This is a genomic window from Asticcacaulis machinosus (assembly GCF_028550435.1).
In the GTDB taxonomy this organism is placed as follows: domain Bacteria; phylum Pseudomonadota; class Alphaproteobacteria; order Caulobacterales; family Caulobacteraceae; genus Asticcacaulis; species Asticcacaulis machinosus.
Genome location: NZ_JAQQKV010000001.1, coordinates 1 through 17,876, shown reverse-complemented (window position 1 = coordinate 17,876; position 17,876 = coordinate 1). Strand labels below are relative to the sequence as shown.

Genomic DNA, 17,876 nt, shown 5'->3' with positions numbered 1-17,876 from the left:
CTATCCCCCCACCTTTGATGAGCGCCCAGCCCGTTTGCCATCATAGCTACGGGCACGGACTTCAACCGCCCCCGTCACCGCGACCGGCCCGGTGTAGACCTGCCATTGCCCGCCCGCCAAACGGTATTCGACCGGATGCGCGAACTCGGTGTTGACTTCCAGTTTGCCGCCTACAACCCGCGCCCCCGGTGGCGCGATACGGTACTCGACACCGGCGGCCTCAAGCCTTTGCAGATGCACCGGCATCTTATCGCGGAAGGTCTGCCAGTCTTTAGCTTGCGCCACGCGATCGACCTTGCCGTCATGATAAGTGTAAGATTCACCCGCCCTATATTGCGGCTCCCACGCCGCCTTATGCCAGGCCCGCTCGGCCAGCCCCAGCACACGCGGGAACAGCATGTAATCGACCTGAGCATCACTGCGCACGGTTTCCGACCAGAGTTGCCCTTGCAGGCCTTTGAATTTCAATCCGGCATTTAGCGGCGTTTTGTCCTCGATCGTGCCGGGTTTGTGCCGAATATCTTTCAGCCACGAGGCATTGGCCGGAATGTTTTCAGGAATAAAGCCAAACACCTCATAGGTATCGGTCACCCGTGACGGCCAGTCATAACCGCGCTCCATCGGATCAACGCTTTGCGGAATGTCGAAATAGAAGGTGTCAGGGATCGAAATCACCACATCCCAGCCACGATTGGCGTGATTGTGGGCTTCAGCCGCGGCACCCGTGAACAGGCCGCTCCAGATATTACTTTGTACGGCTTTCGGCATTTTCGCTGCATCGGTATGCCCCATGCCGTCGCTCCAGCCCGCCGCCTCAATGTTACGTTCAGCCAGACGGTTGGAAACCTTTTCGATGAAATAGGCCGACAGTTGTTTAGGCTCCAGCTTTTCCGCCGCCATCAGTTTCTGGCAGGCCGGAGACTTAGACCATGCGCCGGCCGTTTCATCGGCCCCGATATGGTATTTTTTGAGCGGCACCCCCGCCGCTTGGTGCATGGCCGCGACCTCATCAATCACCGTATCCAGAAAACGGTAGGTGGCCGGAATACAGACATTGAGCGTGTTGTCATTATAATGCTGGATGCTATCGTAAACCGTGGTGTCTTCGGGTTCGACCAGCCGGTACAGATTGGCCTCATCGGGCTTGCCTTCAGCCATCAGACGGCGATAGCGTGCTTCCATCGACCGGACAGCGGCGCGCGAATGGCCGGGCATATCAAAGGACGGAATGACCTCGATATGGCGCGCCTTGGCATAATTTAGAATGTCGATGTAATCGGCCTGACTGTAATAGCCATTTACCGGTGTATCCGCATCTGGCCCCGCCCCCAGTTGCGGCAGCAGGCAGATGTCTTCCTTCGGGTCATGGCAGCGCGTACTGCCAACGGTCGCCAGCTCCGGCAAAGCCTTGATCTCAACCCGCCAGCCTTCGTCCTCGCCCAGGTGGAAATGCAGCTTGTTGAGCTTAAATTCCGCCATCTGATCGATGATTTTCAGCATTTCGGCTTTGGAATGGAAATTACGCGCCACATCGACATGGAGCCCGCGGAACGGAAGACGCGGCGCGTCTTCGATCAGCATCGGTTTCAGCTTGCCCTTATCATGGGCCGCCTGCTGCGCCAGTGACGTCAGGCCATAGGCGGCCCCCGCAGCATCAGCAGACGTAAGGCTAATCATACCCTTTTCGATTTTGAGCCTGTAGCCTTCGGCCGCTATGCCCGATTTGGCATCCACGGTCACCTTAAGCCTGGCTGGCTTTGCATCGACATCTGAAACGCCCCTGAAGTCATTTAAGGCATTCCCGATCTGCTCAGCCGTCACACCTTTTAGGCTAAGGTCGACACCACCCGTCATATCCACCACAGGGCCTTCTAGCCATGTCACCTTGGCCGGCGTTGGCAGGATAACGATTTCGGGTTTTGCCTGCGCCACCGTGCGTGCCGCGTTCTGCGTAAAGGCCCGCTCCGGCGTCAGCCACTGCGTCTGATCATCGGCATGTTTGGTAGCCAGTTTCGCCTCATCGGTCATCGGCGTCACAAACGGCAGACTCTCAAGGCCGGTTTCCGGATCGATATAGGGCTTTGTGGCCGCGATGGTCACCGCTTTCAGATCACCGGACACGGCATAGACATTCGGCATGGGGTAATAGGCGGAATAGAATTGCCCCTCACCCCAGACCTTGATCTTAATCGTCTGCCCGGCCTTCAGCTTTACACCGGCCTTAGGTGTCAGGGTATAGAGATCACCATTGATGAATTTGAGATCAAACAGTCCGCTGTCGATACCGAGCAGGCGCGTCACAAAGCTTACATAAAGCGTGAATTTCCCCGCCGCCAGATCGTCCGGCAGGGTTTGCGGCAAACGCACCTCAATTTCAGATAAAAAACAGCCATTTCCCCCTTGCGGACAGGCCGGTTTATTGTCCTCGATCGTATAGCGGTAGCCAAGATCCGATGCAAAGCGATCCAGTTCGCTTTGCAAAAGCGTAGCCGGCGCGGCCTGCGCCCCCATAGCGCCGCTCATCAACGCCACCGCAACCCCTGCCAATAGCCATGTTTTCATGATCTGCTCCCGTCGCCCCAAATCTGTAAAAAACGGAGCGCGCCGCGACCATACCACAGTCGGCGCGCTCCGGAAGTCGGCTTACCGAGGGAAGGAAAGCCCTTTAAGGTCAGACACCACCGACATGTCCTGCCGCGGGGCCCGACGTGAAGTCTTTCGCGTTTTTACGCTGATTTCAAGCTAAAAATGACTTTTTGGTCTATATTGGTATTTATTTTGATATATTCTTTTTACACATTATGACCCCGCACATCTCGTCCATATTTTTACATATTAATTTCAATATATTATGGAAAATTTGGCAAACTTCCAGAAAATGAACATTGCAAATCCGTAAATTTTAACACCATAATTCAATAAACAGAAATGTGAGCATCGGGGAAAAACAATACCAATGAATACCAAAATTGCCGCAGTGATCACGGCTCTTCTGGCCACTCAGCCCGCGCTCGCAGAACCCAAAGCTCCGGTCGTTATTGGTTATGTTCCGGCCTTCAAGGGCATGGGGCCGATCATGGCCAAGGCTGATATTGGTCAATACACCCACCTCAATCTGTCGTTCATCAATCCTGACCCGACCGGAGCCGTCGTATCAGATGGCAAGATGACCTGCATGCCTGACGCGGGCGGAGTTCAGGTCACGAGCGAATCCTTACGCACCGCGGTGGATCTGGCCCATGCCAAGAGCGTCAAGGTTCTGGTGTCACTCGGCGGCGGGACTATTCCGCAATGCTCTGGGGACTGGCGTATCATGCTGGAACCGCATAACCGCGATATTGTGGTGGCCGATCTGATCAAGCTGGTCGATGATTATGGCCTTGATGGCCTTGATGTCGATATCGAAGGTGCCCTTTTGACCGAGATCGATAAGGCCGGAAATTACACGCCGTTTATTGCGGCCTTGAGCGCAGCCCTGAAAGCGCGGGGCAAGCTTTTGACCTGCGCCACGGCCTCCTATGAAGGCGGCATGATACCGATATCGTCCATCCCCTATTTCGATCTGGTCAATGTCATGGCCTATGACGCTATCGGCCCAAGCTGGGGCACACCGGGCGATGAGCACTCCCCGCTGTCACAGGCAAAGCGCGATATGGATCTGTGGCGCGCGCGTGGTGTCCCCAAAGATAAGCTGGTGCTGGGCGTGCCATTTTATGGCTACGGCTTTGGCGACTATAAGGACGGTTACGGTGGGATGCGCGATCTGATTGCCCGTTATGGTGAGGACATTCTCAAAACGGATGTAATCGGCAAACGCTGCGGCGGGTGTTCATATGTCACCTACAACGGTCTGGAAACCTTACAGAAAAAGACCAAACTGGCCGCAGACAAAGGTGCCGGGATTATGGTGTGGGAAATCTCCCAGGACACCGACGATCATCGCCTGATCACAACCGCTAAGGCCGCCCTTAAGGATTGATGATTTTAGCGATATAATCGCCGTGGCGCGGCAAATCCGCCAATCTCGCGGCCACCTGCCTTCGCACCTCATCCAGCCGCAGACGCAGTTCATCGTCCGGTAGACGGTCGGCAATGGTGTGATAATCATCGGGCACCAGGCCCTGCCCCATCAGGATCGCAAACCAGTTGGTATCTTTGAATAGCTCAAGCACCGTCGGCATGACCTGCCCGCACGACCGGTAAAGTTCCAGCCGCGCCTTTAAACTATCGGGCGGGTCATAGTTACGGCAATAGGCCCAGAACGGTGTGTCGTCGCGCTCGGTCACATGATAGTGGGCGATCAGGAAATCCTTGACGGTGGTATAGTCGGATTCCATTTCTTGGTTGAACCGATCAATGACCGCGGGCACAAAACCGGATTTAGGGTATAGCCCCAGCAACCGGATCACACCGGCATGGATCAGGTGGATGCTGGTCGATTCCAGCGGCTCCAGAAACCCGCTCGATAACCCCAGCGCCACGCAGTTTTTGACCCAGCTTTGACGCCTGCGGCCGGTGACAAACTTCAGCACGCGCGGCTCAGCCAGCGCCTCACCATCCAGGTTGGCCATCAGGGTGTCGGTCGCCTCAGATTCCGAGATAAACGCGCTTGAAAAGACATAGCCATTGCCGATCCGGTGTTGAAGCGGGATGCGCCATTGCCATCCCGCTTCACGCGCCGTTGATCGGGTATAGGGCAGGATATCACCGGCAGGGGTGGCACACGGCACCGCCACCGCCCGATCGGCGGGCAGCCATTTCGACCAGTCTTCATAGCCGGATTTCAGCGCCTGCTCGATCAGCAGCCCCCTGAAACCAGAGCAATCGATAAAGAAATCACCCGCCACGACCGCGCCGGTTTTCAGCGTCACCGACCGGATAAACCCATCATCGGGGTTTAAGGTGACATCGGTAATTTCACCTTCTATCCGCTTAACCCCGCGCCGTTCGGCATAGCGGCGCAGGTAATGGGCATAAAGCCCCGCGTCAAAATGATAGGCATAGCCGACCGGTGCGCCTTTTGATGTCCGTGCAAAGGCTCCCACCCGCGCCGCCATAGTCTCCAGATTGTAGAGGCCATAGTCCGCGGCCACACCGTCCTTCAATCCCCTGAGCATAAAGTGCTGAAAGGGTATGCCGTCAAAATCCCGGCCATAGACGCCAAAGGGGTGGAAATATGTATGCCCCGGCTTGCGCCAGTTTATAAACTCGATCCCCAGTTTGAACGTCGCCTTCGTCTCACGGATAAAGTCGTCTTCGTCGATGCCCAGAAAGGCATTAAAATCCTGTATGGGCGGGATAGTGGCTTCGCCCACCCCAACCGTGCCAATGGCATCGGACTCGATCAGGCAGATCTCGTGATGATCAGTGCCAATGGCTCGGGCAATCGCGGCTGCGGCCATCCAGCCCGCGGTGCCGCCGCCGACAATGACGGTTTTACCCACGGCCGTCATGCCGGTGTCGCCTGCACCACCGCCATCAGCGCCTCTTCGTGTAGTGTCATAATCCCGACCTGCTGCCTGATGACGGCCAGATGGCTCTGGAAGGTACGCATTGTGGCAGCCTCATCGGCATGGTCGATCTGCGGATCATAGGACTTTGGGATCAGGCCATGACCAATAGCCAGCATCTGCCAGCTATCCTCATTAAAGCTTTCATGGTCATAGCGCACCATCAGACCGCGGGCCTCAAACACTTTAAGCTTATAGGCCAGAGCGTCGGGCGTCGCCATATCGCGCGCTCTATCCCACAGCGGATCATCAAAACGCCGGTTAAGTCTGTAGCGCACCAACTGATAATCACGCAGGCGGCGGTAATGATCGGACACCGTTTGATTATAGATATCGCGCTCAATCGCCATATCAGCCGTCACCGGATAGAGCGCCACCAGATGGCTTAGGGCAATCTGAAGGGATTGTAGGGGCGCTGCGTCCAGCGGATCGAACCGTGCCGCCGCAGCCCCTACCGCCAGACAGTTTTGCACCCACGGCTGCGAGCGCATACCCTGCGTCATCTCCTGCACTGAAATACCCGACAGGGCCTGCCCCGACAGGCTATGGGCGGCCTCAAGCGCTTCATCGTCACTCAGCCGTTCGCCATCAAAGGCCATCTGAAGCGTGGTCTGACTTCGCTGCGGATATAACCCCCACCAGCCATGACGGCTGGCCGATATTTGAGCATAGAGCGGCAGCGGTCGGAACACACCTGTGGCCGCCGTCAGCAACCGGTTGCACGGATAGAGATCGCGCCAGCTTTCTGAATTCGTCGCCTCAAGCGCACCGATTAACCGGCCTTGTGCGCCCGTCGCATCAATAAACAGATCGCCTTCGATGACCGCACCGTCGCTGGCCAAAACCGCTGAGATGGCCCCGTCTTGCGCCCGTTTCAGACCAAAATGCTCACCGGCATAAACCTTGGCCCCACGGCGCACCGCAACGGCTTTCAGAAACGAAGCCAATCCGGCCGCCATCAGATGATAGCCATATTCGCTAGGCATTGTCCCTGCCACCGCCTGCGCAGGCATAAGCAAATGTCCGGTCTGGGCCGCCATAGCGGTCAGGTTGAAGGTTTCATACTCCGCCGGTAGCCCCATCTGGCGCGCCCGCACCCAGTGCTGGACGAAATTGGTGCTCAAAGACGCCGGCCCCGTTGGGCCATAAGCATTCATAAACGCGCCCTTGCCCGAAAAATTGGCAAAGCGCTGCCCAAGACTAAGTGCCCCGGCGCCTGATTGCAGCACCGCCGCTTCGGGCAGGTTGAGCAGCCGCATGAATTTACGAAACTCCGGCAGGGCCTCAGTCACATCCGAAGGCGTCAGGTGAGCGCGGGTCTCGACCACACTGACCTCAACGCCGTGGGTCGCCAAGGCCCGCAGCACGGTATTGGCGCTCAGCCAGGCGTCGATATCACTGCCGACGATGACGACCCGCTTAGGCGGCGCAGGCGACGCAATCATCGCACAGCCTCTATTGCCTTACCGGCATCGCAATAGCCGCGAATAAAGTCATCATGGCCCGGCATGGTCGACACACCGTCCGCAATCAGCGTGCGCAAATCCGTCATGCGCGTCAGCAGCACGTCCCGATCCATGACTTCGGCCAGCGCATCATAGCGCTCCGGCACTATGTCCTGCCCGAAGAACACCGCCTGCCAGCTTGGCGGCGCGAACAGGCCATCGGCATAGGCGTGGATATAGCCGCGATGCTTAAAGCGGGCGATTTTGTCGCGCAGGCTGTCTGGAATATCCATGTCACGGCAGTATTGCCACATCGGCGCGTCGGTGCGCGTATTGGCGTGGTAATGCAGGATCAGGAAATCGCGCACCCGCTCATATTCGACATCGATCAGGCGGTTAAATTCGTCCTCAAGCGTCTGATCCATTACATGCTCGCGCGGCAGCAATCTCAGCAGGAATGTAATCGCCATCTGCACCAGATAGATACTGGTCGATTCCAGCGGCTCCAGGAATCCACTGGCCAACCCGATCGTCACACAGTTCTTATGCCAGCACTTTTCCCGCCGCCCGGCCGTAAAGCGTAACGGGCGCGGATCGGCCTGAGCCGCACCATCAAGATTGGCCAGAAGTGTCGCCGCCGCCTCATCATCCGAAATAAACCGGCTGGAATAGACATAGCCATTCCCCGTGCGGTGCTGAAGCGGGATATGCCACTGCCAGCCCGCCGCGCGGGCGGTCGAGCGGGTGTAAGGGGTTATCTCGTTTGTGGTTCGATCACACGGCACCGCCACTGCCCGATCGCAGGGTAGCCACGGCGTCCAGTCCTGATAACCGACCTTGAGCGCGCCCGAAATCAGCAGCCCTCTGAACCCCGAACAGTCGATAAACAGATCGCCGGTAACTACCTCACCCGACGCCAGGGTGACCGACCGGATATCACCGCTATGCTGATCCAGCGTTACATCCGTGATCTTGCCCTCGGTGCGGATAATGCCGCGCGCTTCGGAAAACTCCCGCAGAAAACGCGCATATAAAAACGCATCGAAATGATAGGCGTAGGCGTAAGACGCCTTGACCGAATTGCCGTCCCGTGACGGAAACTCAAACCGGTTTTGTTTTGAGGCCACTATGGCGTAGCAAAAATCCTCAAGCGGCGCTTCAAGGCCCTCTTTGCGAGCCCGCAGCCACATCTGGAAAAAGTCAGTTGCCCCCATCGGCGCCCCGAACTTTCCGAACGGATGGAAATAACGATTCCCAATCTTACCCCAGTCGACAAACTCGATCCCCAGCTTGATCGTGGCTTGGGTTTTGCGCATGAATTCGGCCTCATTGATGCCGATATAGTCGTTGAAATCCTTGATGTGCGGCAAGGTCGCCTCACCGACGCCAACGGTGCCGATCTCATCGGACTCGATCAGTTGCACCTCAACCTGCTCACGCTTTGTGACGCCGGCAAAGGCCGCCGCCGTCATCCAGCCTGACGTTCCGCCCCCCACAATGACGACTTTCAGTTTGTTCATTACGCCCTCACCTTATGCTGAGGATGATTACAGACAAATCATAAGTCCACAAGCGTTCAGGAAAATAATTTAGTCATGAAAATCAATTTATTATACAAAAATGGCGCACCACCGATCCGGTGATGCGCCACATTCCAACCGCTGAGGACGGCTTAGTATTTAAGCGTCAGCCCCACCTGAACGCGACGGTCGTTTTTGAACCAGGCGTTCGGCTTGAGCAGGCCGTCATTGTTGACCTGTTGCAGTAGCACGGTGTCTTCACCCAGCAGGTTAGAACCCTGAACCGACAGTTCCAGCGTATCATTGACCCGATAGCGAACAGAGCCATCAAGATACCCGGCCGCTTCCTGCCAGACCGGCAAGCCGACGCAGCAGTCGATGGCCGTCACCAGGAACTCATCGCGCCAGTTATAGGCCAGACGGGCGGAGAGTTTACCCTTTTCGTACATCATCACGAGGTTGTAGGCGTTTTCAGACACGCCTTCGAGAGCATCGGCCTTGACCGCCGTGGCGTCGTAAGTCACGCCGCCGCCGCCCGTTCCCTGACCGGTTTCATTGGTCAGGTGGGTGGTCTCGATCCCGTCATTCTTGACGTAGGTATAGTTGGCCTGAACGCCCAGACCGTCCCAAGGTGCGGGCAGGAAGTCGAAGAAGCGCTGATAGGCCACTTCGAGACCGAAAATCTTGGCACCATCACCATTCATCGGGCCCTCGACCAGAACCGTGCGGGTTACACCGTTATTGGTCACATCCAGATTATAGGTGCCGGCCTGAATATAGTTATTGAACTTCTTATAGAAGGCCGTGGCCGTAAACGACCCTACCGACGCGAAGTAATATTCAGCCGTAATATCAAACTGATCGGCCGTGATCGGCTCCAGATACGGGTTGCCGGAATTGGCCTGATACTGCCAGTTATATCCAACAATATCCCCGGCCGGGTTACGGATAATATTCGGATCACTGCTGTTCGACAGGTTCGGGCTGATCCGGCCAATCGTTACATAGTTGCGCAGGAGGCCGACATCCGGACGCGACAGCGCACGAGACGCCGCCAGACGCACCACCCATTCATCCGTCACATCCAGTTTCAGGTTAAAGCTGGGCAGCCAGTGCTCATGCTTGGCCTCGGCTGACGACAGGACGAAACCACCATTGTTGAAGGCGATTTCTTCAGGCCCGACCACACAGCCGGTGGTTGGCGGCGGCACAGGAGCCCCCGGTGCCGGGGCCGTCGGCCGCGTACAGACCAAGGCTGCACTTGAGAAAGCCACCGGATAGGTCACCGAGCCTTCGGTCTTATCGGTCGTTTCGACATAACGCGCACCAATATTACCCGAAACGCCAATACCGCCAATCGTAGCGTCCGGCCCGCCAAATTTCAGCATGAAATAGGCCGCACTGGTCTTTTCATTGAATTTCAGGATTTCGTTCGGCAGGTAACAGCCGTAATCGCTTATAACGGTTTCACCGGTACGATAGCCAATACCCGAACAGACCGGCGCGAAATCATCACCTGTCAAGGTGTAACCGGGGCCTTTGACACGATCCGCCCGCAAGGTCTCACCAAAGCCTTCACGATCCATCAGGCGATCCATGCTGAAGAAGGCAAAGGTGTGATGGTTCATCTGATTGCCGTCAAAGAAGTCGGAATCAAAGGTGTAATATTCGAATGAGCCGTCGCCGTAGATCGGCTTGTCGATATTATAGTACGGGCCGGAACTGGCCCAGGTGTTAGCGATGTTAGCCCAGTTATAGGCCCCCCAGCGCACTGTTTGATCACGGTCCGCATAACGCACCCCAACCTTGATCGAATCGAGCCATGTGCCATCAAAATCGTATTCAGCATCGGCCCGCAGCGCCAGTTCGGTGCCGTCAGAGTCTTCGGTATGTTCCGTGACCGCATAGTACGAATAGTTGTTGGCGTTATTCAGCCCACCTGGCGACAGATTGATGTTTTCCGCCGCTTCAGGCTCAAACGTCAGGGTCGGATACTTCCCCGACGCATCGACATAGGTGTTGACAAAGGTGCGCGCCAGCGCCGAAGCGTTATAGTTTTTCACTTCGGATTCAACATACTGCGCATCGAAATTCAGGCGCAGCTTTTCGGTCGGATTCCACTTGAAATTAAGTGAAGCATCCTGCGTGAACTGGTTGTTTTTCAAACGGTTTGAGGCTGTATCCAGTTGCGGTGCCTGACGCCCAACGCAGCCTTCCCATGAATAGCATTGATTAAAGAACGGCTGGCCCAACTCATTGCCGGCCAGCAGCAAGCCTGCCGCAAGCCCCTCACCGCGATAAAGCGTCGGGCCCGACCATGACCCGCTGACAAAATTGCCCTGATCGTCGAATACCAGCGGATCAGTACCGGTCAGCGCCCCCAGCAAGGCTCCGTCCGTCACAATCGAATCCGTCGCCGAACCATAGATCGAGAATGCTGACGAATAGATCGAGCGCTCTTTCCACGAGTTATCGTAGCTTGAGCGATTGAACTGCGCGGTGGCTATCATGGTACGGTCGTTGGAGCGCCACTGCCCGGCCAGGGATATACCTTTGCGGCGGCGGTCATAGATATTTTCGCGCATATAGACGCCAGATGGCACATAGCTCAGGCCCGGCCCGAACGCGTCGACATCGAAAATGGCCATACGGTCATATTGCACACCTTCGGAAGCCGTGATGACCTTGGAATAGGCCAGATTGCCCATCAGGCCAAACTCACCCAGTTCCGTTTCCCAGCGGTCAGACCAGATGCCTGATACGGACGGCGCCCACTTTTCGGCGCGATCGCCATAAGAAAAGTCAACCGTCAGACCCATTGACCGGCCTCTGGAGTCAAACGGCAGACGCGTGCGCAGATCAATAGACCCGGCGATACCGCCTTCGATCAGCTCTGCGGTCTGGTTCTTATAGACATCGATCCGGCCCATCAGTTCCGGCGAGATATCGCCCCAGCTCAGGCCCCGCGACGAGTTGGCCGAGAAGGTATCGCGACCGTTAAATTCCGAGCGCACCTGCGGCAGGCCGCGCACGATCACCCCCGACGGTTCGGCCGAAAAGTGCGAGGTATCGTCCGTACCGGCAAAGCGCGTTACGGTAATACCGGCCACCCGTTGCAGGGCTTCGGCCACCGACTTATCGGGAAAAGAGCCAATATCCTCAGACGTGATCGAATCGACGACCGTATCGGCGTTGCGCTTGATCTGCTGCGCCGATTGCAGGTTTTTACGCGCGCCAACCACCACAACCTCGGTCGTATCCGTATCGGCCGCCTCCTGAGCCAGCACAGGCCCTGCAAAGGCCAAAACGGCCGCACTCGCCAGCACCGACCCCGCCAGAAGGCGACTACGTGCGCGCGATATTTTAGGTAAACTCTTCATACCCTGAAACCCTCCAATAATCCCCGGCCGCCCTTCCCCTGAATGAAAGTGGCTCTGGCCCATAAAGTCCGCGATAACGCCGATAAAGACGGCTGCCGGATAGTTCCCCAACGGCATCACCATCCACCTGACGCACCCATACCACTCGGACATTTCAACCCGCACAAGCGGCATTCAAAAATCACATTGGCATTACCAATTAAATATTGGCATTATCAACAAAACACAGTTCCCCAAGACTGTCTACACAAAAACGACACAATGCCAGGCCGCCACAAAATCAAAACATAACATGCTGTTTTATATTTACTTTCCACACAAACCACAATAAAACACACACAGAATGCGGCCTTATGATACCTCCAATAATAGCAAAGTTACAAAATTCCATTGACAGTGTGTTATATTTAACCCCCTATTTTAGACGTAAAAAATCACACAAAACCGCCAATAGGTATTTAATTGGTAACAATGAAAAGCAAGCAAGAAGACGCAGTTATCACTCTGATGAGAAACCAATACCGCAACCCCTTAGGCTTTGGGCTTTGGCTTGCCGGGATATTTGCCGGATTATATGTGCCTTCGGCTCACGGCGCTGAAGCCGCGCAAGCGGTTCACCTCACGCCAGCCCCCGCTGATCTCGTAACCACAAACGGCCACTTCCGGCTGACTTCCGGCATTGCGATAGCGACCCCAGCCGGTGATATCGAAGCCTATGGGGTCGCGAAGCAGTTTCAATCCCTGCTCATCCAGACCACCGGGGTTCGCCTTAAGCTCGTGAATCCCCCTCAAACCCCAGCCGCTATTCGTTTCAGGCGCGGCGATATCGAAAGCTCTGCGCTCGAAGCCTACAGGCTTGATATTATCCCTGAAGGCATCACCATAACGGCGCCCCATCGCGAAGGGCTGTTTTACGGGGCTATGACCCTTTGGCAATTGGCCCAACAGAACTCGACTCTGCCCGCGCTCACTATAAAGGATCAACCCCGCTATGGCTGGCGCGGATTGATGCTCGACTCGGCGCGTCATTATCAAAGCCCATCCGATATCCGCCTGCTGATTGACGCCATGGCTGTCCATAAGCTCAATGTCCTGCACTGGCACCTGACCGACGATCAGGCTTGGCGGCTGGAGATCAAACGCTATCCTAAGCTGACGGAGGCTTCCGCCTTTCGCCAACTGGCCGGGGCGCAAGGGTTTGACGCAAGAGGTGCCCTCTTACGCTATGGCGGCTTTTATACACAGGATGACGTGCGCGAACTGATAGCCTATGCGCGCGCCCGCAATATTACCATCGTTCCCGAAATTGAAATGCCCGGCCATGCTTTGGCGGCCGTCCATGCCTACCCGGAATTTGGCGTCACCGGACAACCGCCCAATGAGAGCATGAACAAATGGGGCGTCTACCCCTATCTCTTTAATATAGACGATGCGACGTTCCGGTTCCTGACCGATGTGCTGGATGAGGTCATGGATCTGTTCCCGTCCGATTACATCCACATCGGCGGCGATGAGGCCATCAAGAACCAGTGGCGCGCCAGCCCCTACATCCAGCAGCGTATCAAAGACCTTGGCCTGAAAGATGAGGATGAACTGCAAAGCTGGTTCATCACGCGCATAGGCCAGCATATTGCCAAACGCGGACGGCGCATGATCGGCTGGGATGAAATTCTGGAAGGCGGCTTGGCGCCTGACGCCACAGTCATGAGCTGGCGCGGTTTGGATGGCGCTGTTGCGGCCGCAGCCCTCGGCCACGACACGGTTTTGTCGCCAGAGCCTGTCTTGTATCTCGACAGCGCCCAAAGTGCCTCACCGGATGAGCCACCAGGCCGTGGACGGATCGCCAGCCTGCGCGATGTCTATGACTTCGACTCCACACCCGAAGGCATCACGCCGGAGCGCGAAGCTCACATCATCGGCGTGCAGGCCAATGTCTGGACTGAGCACATGCGCCACGCCCGCCGCGTTGAGACGATGGTGTTTCCGCGCCTGATTGCCCTGTCCGAAGTCGGCTGGTCACCTCAAAGTAAGCGCGACTGGAGCCGGTTCAGCGCGGACCTGCCCGCGACGCTCAAACGACTGGATGCGCTGGGAGTAACATACAACACCATCCCGTTCGAGCCGGATATAGCTTATGAACGCGCAGGCGATACCACCAAGCTCACCCTGATTAATCACCTGAGCCTCGGTGAGATACGTTATCGCCTGAACAGCGCAGCGCCTGAAACCTATACCGTCCCACTTGACGTCGCCATGCCCGCCCACATTACGGCCCAAACCTATATTAATGGCGCACCTCTGGGGCGGGAGCGCAGCTACGCTATAAACCCTGATACCGTTGCCACCCGCAAAAGCCATCAGTTGCAAACCTGCGGCGAGCCCTTCCCCCACCATCTTGAGGACGACGCCCCCGGCGAAGACCGGGCCGTGTTTGCCGTCAATGTATATCAGTCGTGCTGGCTGTGGCCGCAGGCTGATCTGTCCCACGGTCTTGATATCCGTGCCGTCGTCGGTCAGGTGCCCTTCAACTTCCTGACCGTCAATGGCCGCCGTAAGGTCAGCTTTGAGCCACCCGCCACACCTTATGGTGAAATGTTTATCCGCAAGCGCATCGGCAATGCTCCAACCTGCGAAGGTGAACCCCTTGCCACCTTAGCCTTACCAGACACGATCAAAACCAACCCGCGTTTGACAACCGTAACCGGCGCAGTGCCCGCTCAAACCGGCCATCACGACCTGTGCATCGGATTTACCCGCCCCTCACTTGATCCGGTCTTTGTGATCGATCAGATTACCTTCAGACCCGCTTCGGATACCCAGCCATGACCGATACCACCAAACCACCTCGACTGATCTCGCTTGATGTTCTGCGCGGACTGACGGTCATGGGTATGATCCTCGTCAATGCCACCGCGGGCATGAAATATGGCCAGAACGCTGAGGTTTATCCGCCGCTGCTTCATGCCCATTGGGATGGGCTGATGATCGCCGATGTGGTGTTTCCGGCCTTTCTGATGATGGTCGGGGTATCCATCCCTATGGCGCTTGATCGCGCCCGCCAATTGAACGGCCTGAACGCAGATCAGGCGCTTAAGATTTTCTGGCGCACATTCAGGTTGTTTCTGATCGGGTTTATTCTGGCCAATCTGTGGTGGTTTTCGGCTCTGTCTGAAACGACATGGCGGTTCTGGGGCGTGCTTCAGCGCATCGGTCTGGTCTACGGCGGATGCGCACTGCTGTTTTTCCTGTGTGGCCCAAAGGTGCGCATTGGGATCATCATCGCCATCTTAGCCCTGTACTGGCCGCTCAGTCTGGCCCCCGCCCTAGATGGATTACCAAATGATATCTGGCAGCGCGGCCATAATTTCGTGGCCTCGGTAGATCGCGCCATGTTCGGCGCAGGCAACCACAACTATGTCAAAGGCCCCGAAGGCTACGACCCCGAAGGGCTGCTGGGCACCCTGCCCGCCTTGGCGCATGGCCTGATCGGCGTGGCGATCGGTGAGTATCTTCTAGGCCGTAAGGGCAAGAATTCAGCTCTGCCCGTACTCGGTGCCGGTGTTGCCATGCTGGTCGCCGGGATCGGCTGGGCGTTCGTGTTTCCGGTCATCAAAGACATCTGGTCCAGCACCTTTGTGCTGGTGACCTGCGGCATCACCACGATCTGTCTGGCAGGGCTTCATGCCGTACTTGATACGGACGCCAAACCCAATGCGGCAGGCACCGCGCTTGTCAACATTCCGCTGGCTTTTGGCATCAATGCCATCGCCGCCTATGTGCTGCATGATCTGGCTGCGGGCATGGTCGGCTGGCAACTGACACTTCTGCCGTACCACTGGGCCAAACCTGTGGTCGGTGATGCCGCCGCCGCCCTGATCCCGGTCATTCTGTTCATCGCCTTCATCTGGCTGTGCATGGATTATCTGCGCCGTAAGAACTGGATCATCAAGGTTTGATATCGTCTTTTTAGCCAAACCGGATCATGCTCAGTGTAGAGATAAATATACAGGGAGCGCAGCATGGATTCCGAAACACTGGATATTGGCCTGCGCCTTCTGGCCGCCACTGTCATTGGCATGGCTATAGGCACCAATCGTGACGTGCGCGGTCGTCCGGCGGGTATGCGCACCCTGGGTCTGGTGGCTTTGGGGGCAGCTATGGTTGCGGTCACCTCCACCCATATAGATGCGCTTTTGGGACATCCCGATGCGCTCAGCCGCACCATTCAAGGGGTTATTCAGGGCGTGATGGCCGGTATCGGCTTTATCGGCGGCGGGGTGGTTATTCGTGATCAGGATCAGATGAAAGTGCACGGTCTGACGACCGCCGCCGCCGTTTGGGTAACTGCGGCTTTAGGGATTGCCGCCGGACTGGCCACATGGCCGGTGTTCCTGATCGGGGGCGCGCTGGCTTTATTGCTTTTGATCGTAGCTCACCCGATTGAGGAAAAGATAGAAATGTGGGCCGCCCGCAAACGCGACCCTGCCGATAAGGATCATAACGCGGTTTGAAAACACCTTTTCGGTGCGGGCGCGGTGACGATACATAATTTCGCTTGCCGCGCCCGTCTTCCCCCCCCCTTACGCTTTCGGCTTAAGGTAGCCGTGCATACTCAGCCAACGCACATAGGCTTCAAACCATCCGGTGCTGGTGGTTTCCTTCGGGTACATGCCAAAGCCATGCCCGCCCTGTTCATAGAGGTGGAACTCAACCGGACGCTTGGCCGTGCGCCAGCTATCGATCAGGCCATAGCCCGCATTGGCAAAGAACGGATCATCGGCCGCCAAAGCGACAAACAGAGGCGGCGCACCCGCCGGAACCTCAACGGCAGCAAGAGGGCCGTAGATATTGGCGATATGGGCCGGTTTTGCGTCCTGACCATATAGGGTCGTCGCCATAGTCAGCATGGCCCCCGCCGAAAAGCCGACCATGCCGATACGGTCGCTGTCAACCTTCCATTCCTTGGCCCGTGATCGCACCAGCGCAAAGGCGGCGCGCGCATCAGCAATCTGAGGGGCCAGCGTGACCGAGGCATCCCCAGGCGCGGGCGGACGGCGGGCGGTACCTGAGAACATCTCGGCCATCGAGCGTTCAAAGGCTGGCATATCCTGCGGCGTCTGGTTCAGGCGGTACTTCAGCACAAATGCGGCCACCCCACGGTCAGCCAGGGCCTGAGCCACATCCCAGCCTTCGTTGTTCATCGACAAAGTCCGAAACCCGCCGCCGGGCGCCACAATCACCGCCGCCCCCGTCGCCTTTGACGGATCGGGTAAGAAGGGCGTCAGGGTGGCCACGGTGACATTGCGCGCAAAGACGCTGCCGTACTGGCTGTGCCAGGCTTCCGGTGCTGTCGCCCCTGGCAGCGGGCCGGTACCCAACTCAATCGCTTTTGGCTGCGCCGGGATCGCAATCGGCGTCATGGTGTGATCCGCCTGCGCCATCGCAGACGACCCGGCTAAACTGGCCAGAGCCGCTACACCAACGGCCAAACCGCTCCTGATCCAGCGGGCCACGTGGTACTTAAGGGTATGTGCCATATCTGTTTTCCTTCCTGATTCCTGATTATTGATTATCCAGCTTTACGCTCTGCCGGTTTTTTACGCTTACTTTTCCAAAGAGGTAAAATGCCGCCGAACCATAGATCAACCGTGCCCGGACACATGGGTTGAGCTTTGGGCAACGCAGCTCACAGACGGACGCGAAGTCCGTGATATATCGGTGACATAATCTCTTCCCTGGTCCACGGCATTAAAAAGCCGTTATTTAATCGGCGTTTTCCACCGTTATGATAGCGCTACCACGAAAACTTGTAGGGAGAAAGAGAATAGTCAGACTATTACATAAATTGTAGGGGCTGTCGTAGATAAGGCAACTTATCTATGGTGGCGATATGGGCTTAAAACGCTGTAAATTAAGTCGAAAAGTGCAGTTGCGGCTTCTGGAATTTTTCGTTCTGGAAGTGACCGCGCGTTCGGCTGCGGATGTGCTGGATTTGCAGGCCAACACAGTGGCCTTGTTTTA

10 protein-coding genes and 1 pseudogene are annotated in these 17,876 nt (G+C 56.7%); 5 read left to right on the top strand and 6 right to left on the bottom strand.

Going from position 1 to position 17,876, the window contains the following annotated elements; translation table 11 throughout:
• Nucleotides 1-2,562 carry a beta-N-acetylhexosaminidase gene (locus PQU98_RS00055; RefSeq protein ID WP_272742842.1) on the bottom strand — a complete coding sequence of 854 codons (2,562 nt, stop codon included), beginning with the start codon at nucleotides 2,560-2,562 and terminating at the stop codon, nucleotides 1-3.
• 394 nt (nucleotides 2,563-2,956) lie between these two features.
• Between PQU98_RS00055 and PQU98_RS00050 the strand changes: the two genes are divergently transcribed.
• Nucleotides 2,957-3,979 carry a glycosyl hydrolase family 18 protein gene (locus tag PQU98_RS00050; RefSeq protein WP_272742841.1) on the top strand — a complete coding sequence of 341 codons (1,023 nt, stop codon included), beginning with the start codon at nucleotides 2,957-2,959 and terminating at the stop codon, nucleotides 3,977-3,979.
• Here PQU98_RS00050 and PQU98_RS00045 read toward each other — a convergent pair.
• The 4 genes from PQU98_RS00045 to PQU98_RS00030 form a co-directional block, all read right to left on the bottom strand.
• Nucleotides 3,969-5,453 (bottom strand): tryptophan halogenase family protein, encoded by a 1,485-nt coding sequence (locus PQU98_RS00045; protein ID WP_272742840.1) that lies wholly within the window; start codon nucleotides 5,451-5,453, stop codon nucleotides 3,969-3,971. The two genes, PQU98_RS00050 and PQU98_RS00045, sit on opposite strands and share 11 nt — an antisense overlap.
• Nucleotides 5,450-6,955 (bottom strand): tryptophan 7-halogenase, encoded by a 1,506-nt coding sequence (locus PQU98_RS00040; protein ID WP_272742839.1) that lies wholly within the window; start codon nucleotides 6,953-6,955, stop codon nucleotides 5,450-5,452. The genes PQU98_RS00045 and PQU98_RS00040 overlap by 4 nt, the downstream gene beginning before the upstream one ends.
• Nucleotides 6,952-8,475, bottom strand: coding sequence for a tryptophan halogenase family protein (locus tag PQU98_RS00035; RefSeq protein WP_272742838.1), 1,524 nt, complete (start codon nucleotides 8,473-8,475; stop codon nucleotides 6,952-6,954). Before PQU98_RS00035 ends, PQU98_RS00040 begins: the two co-directional genes overlap by 4 nt.
• Before the next feature lie 152 nt (nucleotides 8,476-8,627).
• Nucleotides 8,628-11,855 carry a TonB-dependent receptor gene (locus PQU98_RS00030; RefSeq protein WP_272742837.1) on the bottom strand — a complete coding sequence of 1,076 codons (3,228 nt, stop codon included), beginning with the start codon at nucleotides 11,853-11,855 and terminating at the stop codon, nucleotides 8,628-8,630.
• Between the two features lie 576 nt (nucleotides 11,856-12,431).
• On the opposite strand from PQU98_RS00030, the gene PQU98_RS00025 reads away from it, so the two are divergent.
• From PQU98_RS00025 to PQU98_RS00015, 3 genes are all read left to right on the top strand, one after another.
• Nucleotides 12,432-14,681, top strand: coding sequence for a beta-N-acetylhexosaminidase (locus PQU98_RS00025; RefSeq protein WP_272742836.1), 2,250 nt, complete (start codon nucleotides 12,432-12,434; stop codon nucleotides 14,679-14,681).
• Nucleotides 14,678-15,811 (top strand): acyltransferase family protein, encoded by a 1,134-nt coding sequence (locus tag PQU98_RS00020; protein WP_272742835.1) that lies wholly within the window; start codon nucleotides 14,678-14,680, stop codon nucleotides 15,809-15,811. Before PQU98_RS00025 ends, PQU98_RS00020 begins: the two co-directional genes overlap by 4 nt.
• 63 nt (nucleotides 15,812-15,874) lie before the next feature.
• Complete coding sequence (locus PQU98_RS00015) at nucleotides 15,875-16,366, top strand: MgtC/SapB family protein (protein WP_272742834.1); 492 nt, start codon at nucleotides 15,875-15,877, stop codon at nucleotides 16,364-16,366.
• Between the two features lie 69 nt (nucleotides 16,367-16,435).
• Here PQU98_RS00015 and PQU98_RS00010 read toward each other — a convergent pair whose 3' ends face one another.
• Complete coding sequence (locus PQU98_RS00010; protein ID WP_272742833.1) at nucleotides 16,436-17,392, bottom strand: alpha/beta hydrolase; 957 nt, start codon at nucleotides 17,390-17,392, stop codon at nucleotides 16,436-16,438.
• Between the two features lie 353 nt (nucleotides 17,393-17,745).
• Between PQU98_RS00010 and PQU98_RS00005 the strand changes: the two are divergent.
• Nucleotides 17,746-17,876: pseudogene (locus tag PQU98_RS00005) on the top strand (IS1595 family transposase); the annotation flags it as partial.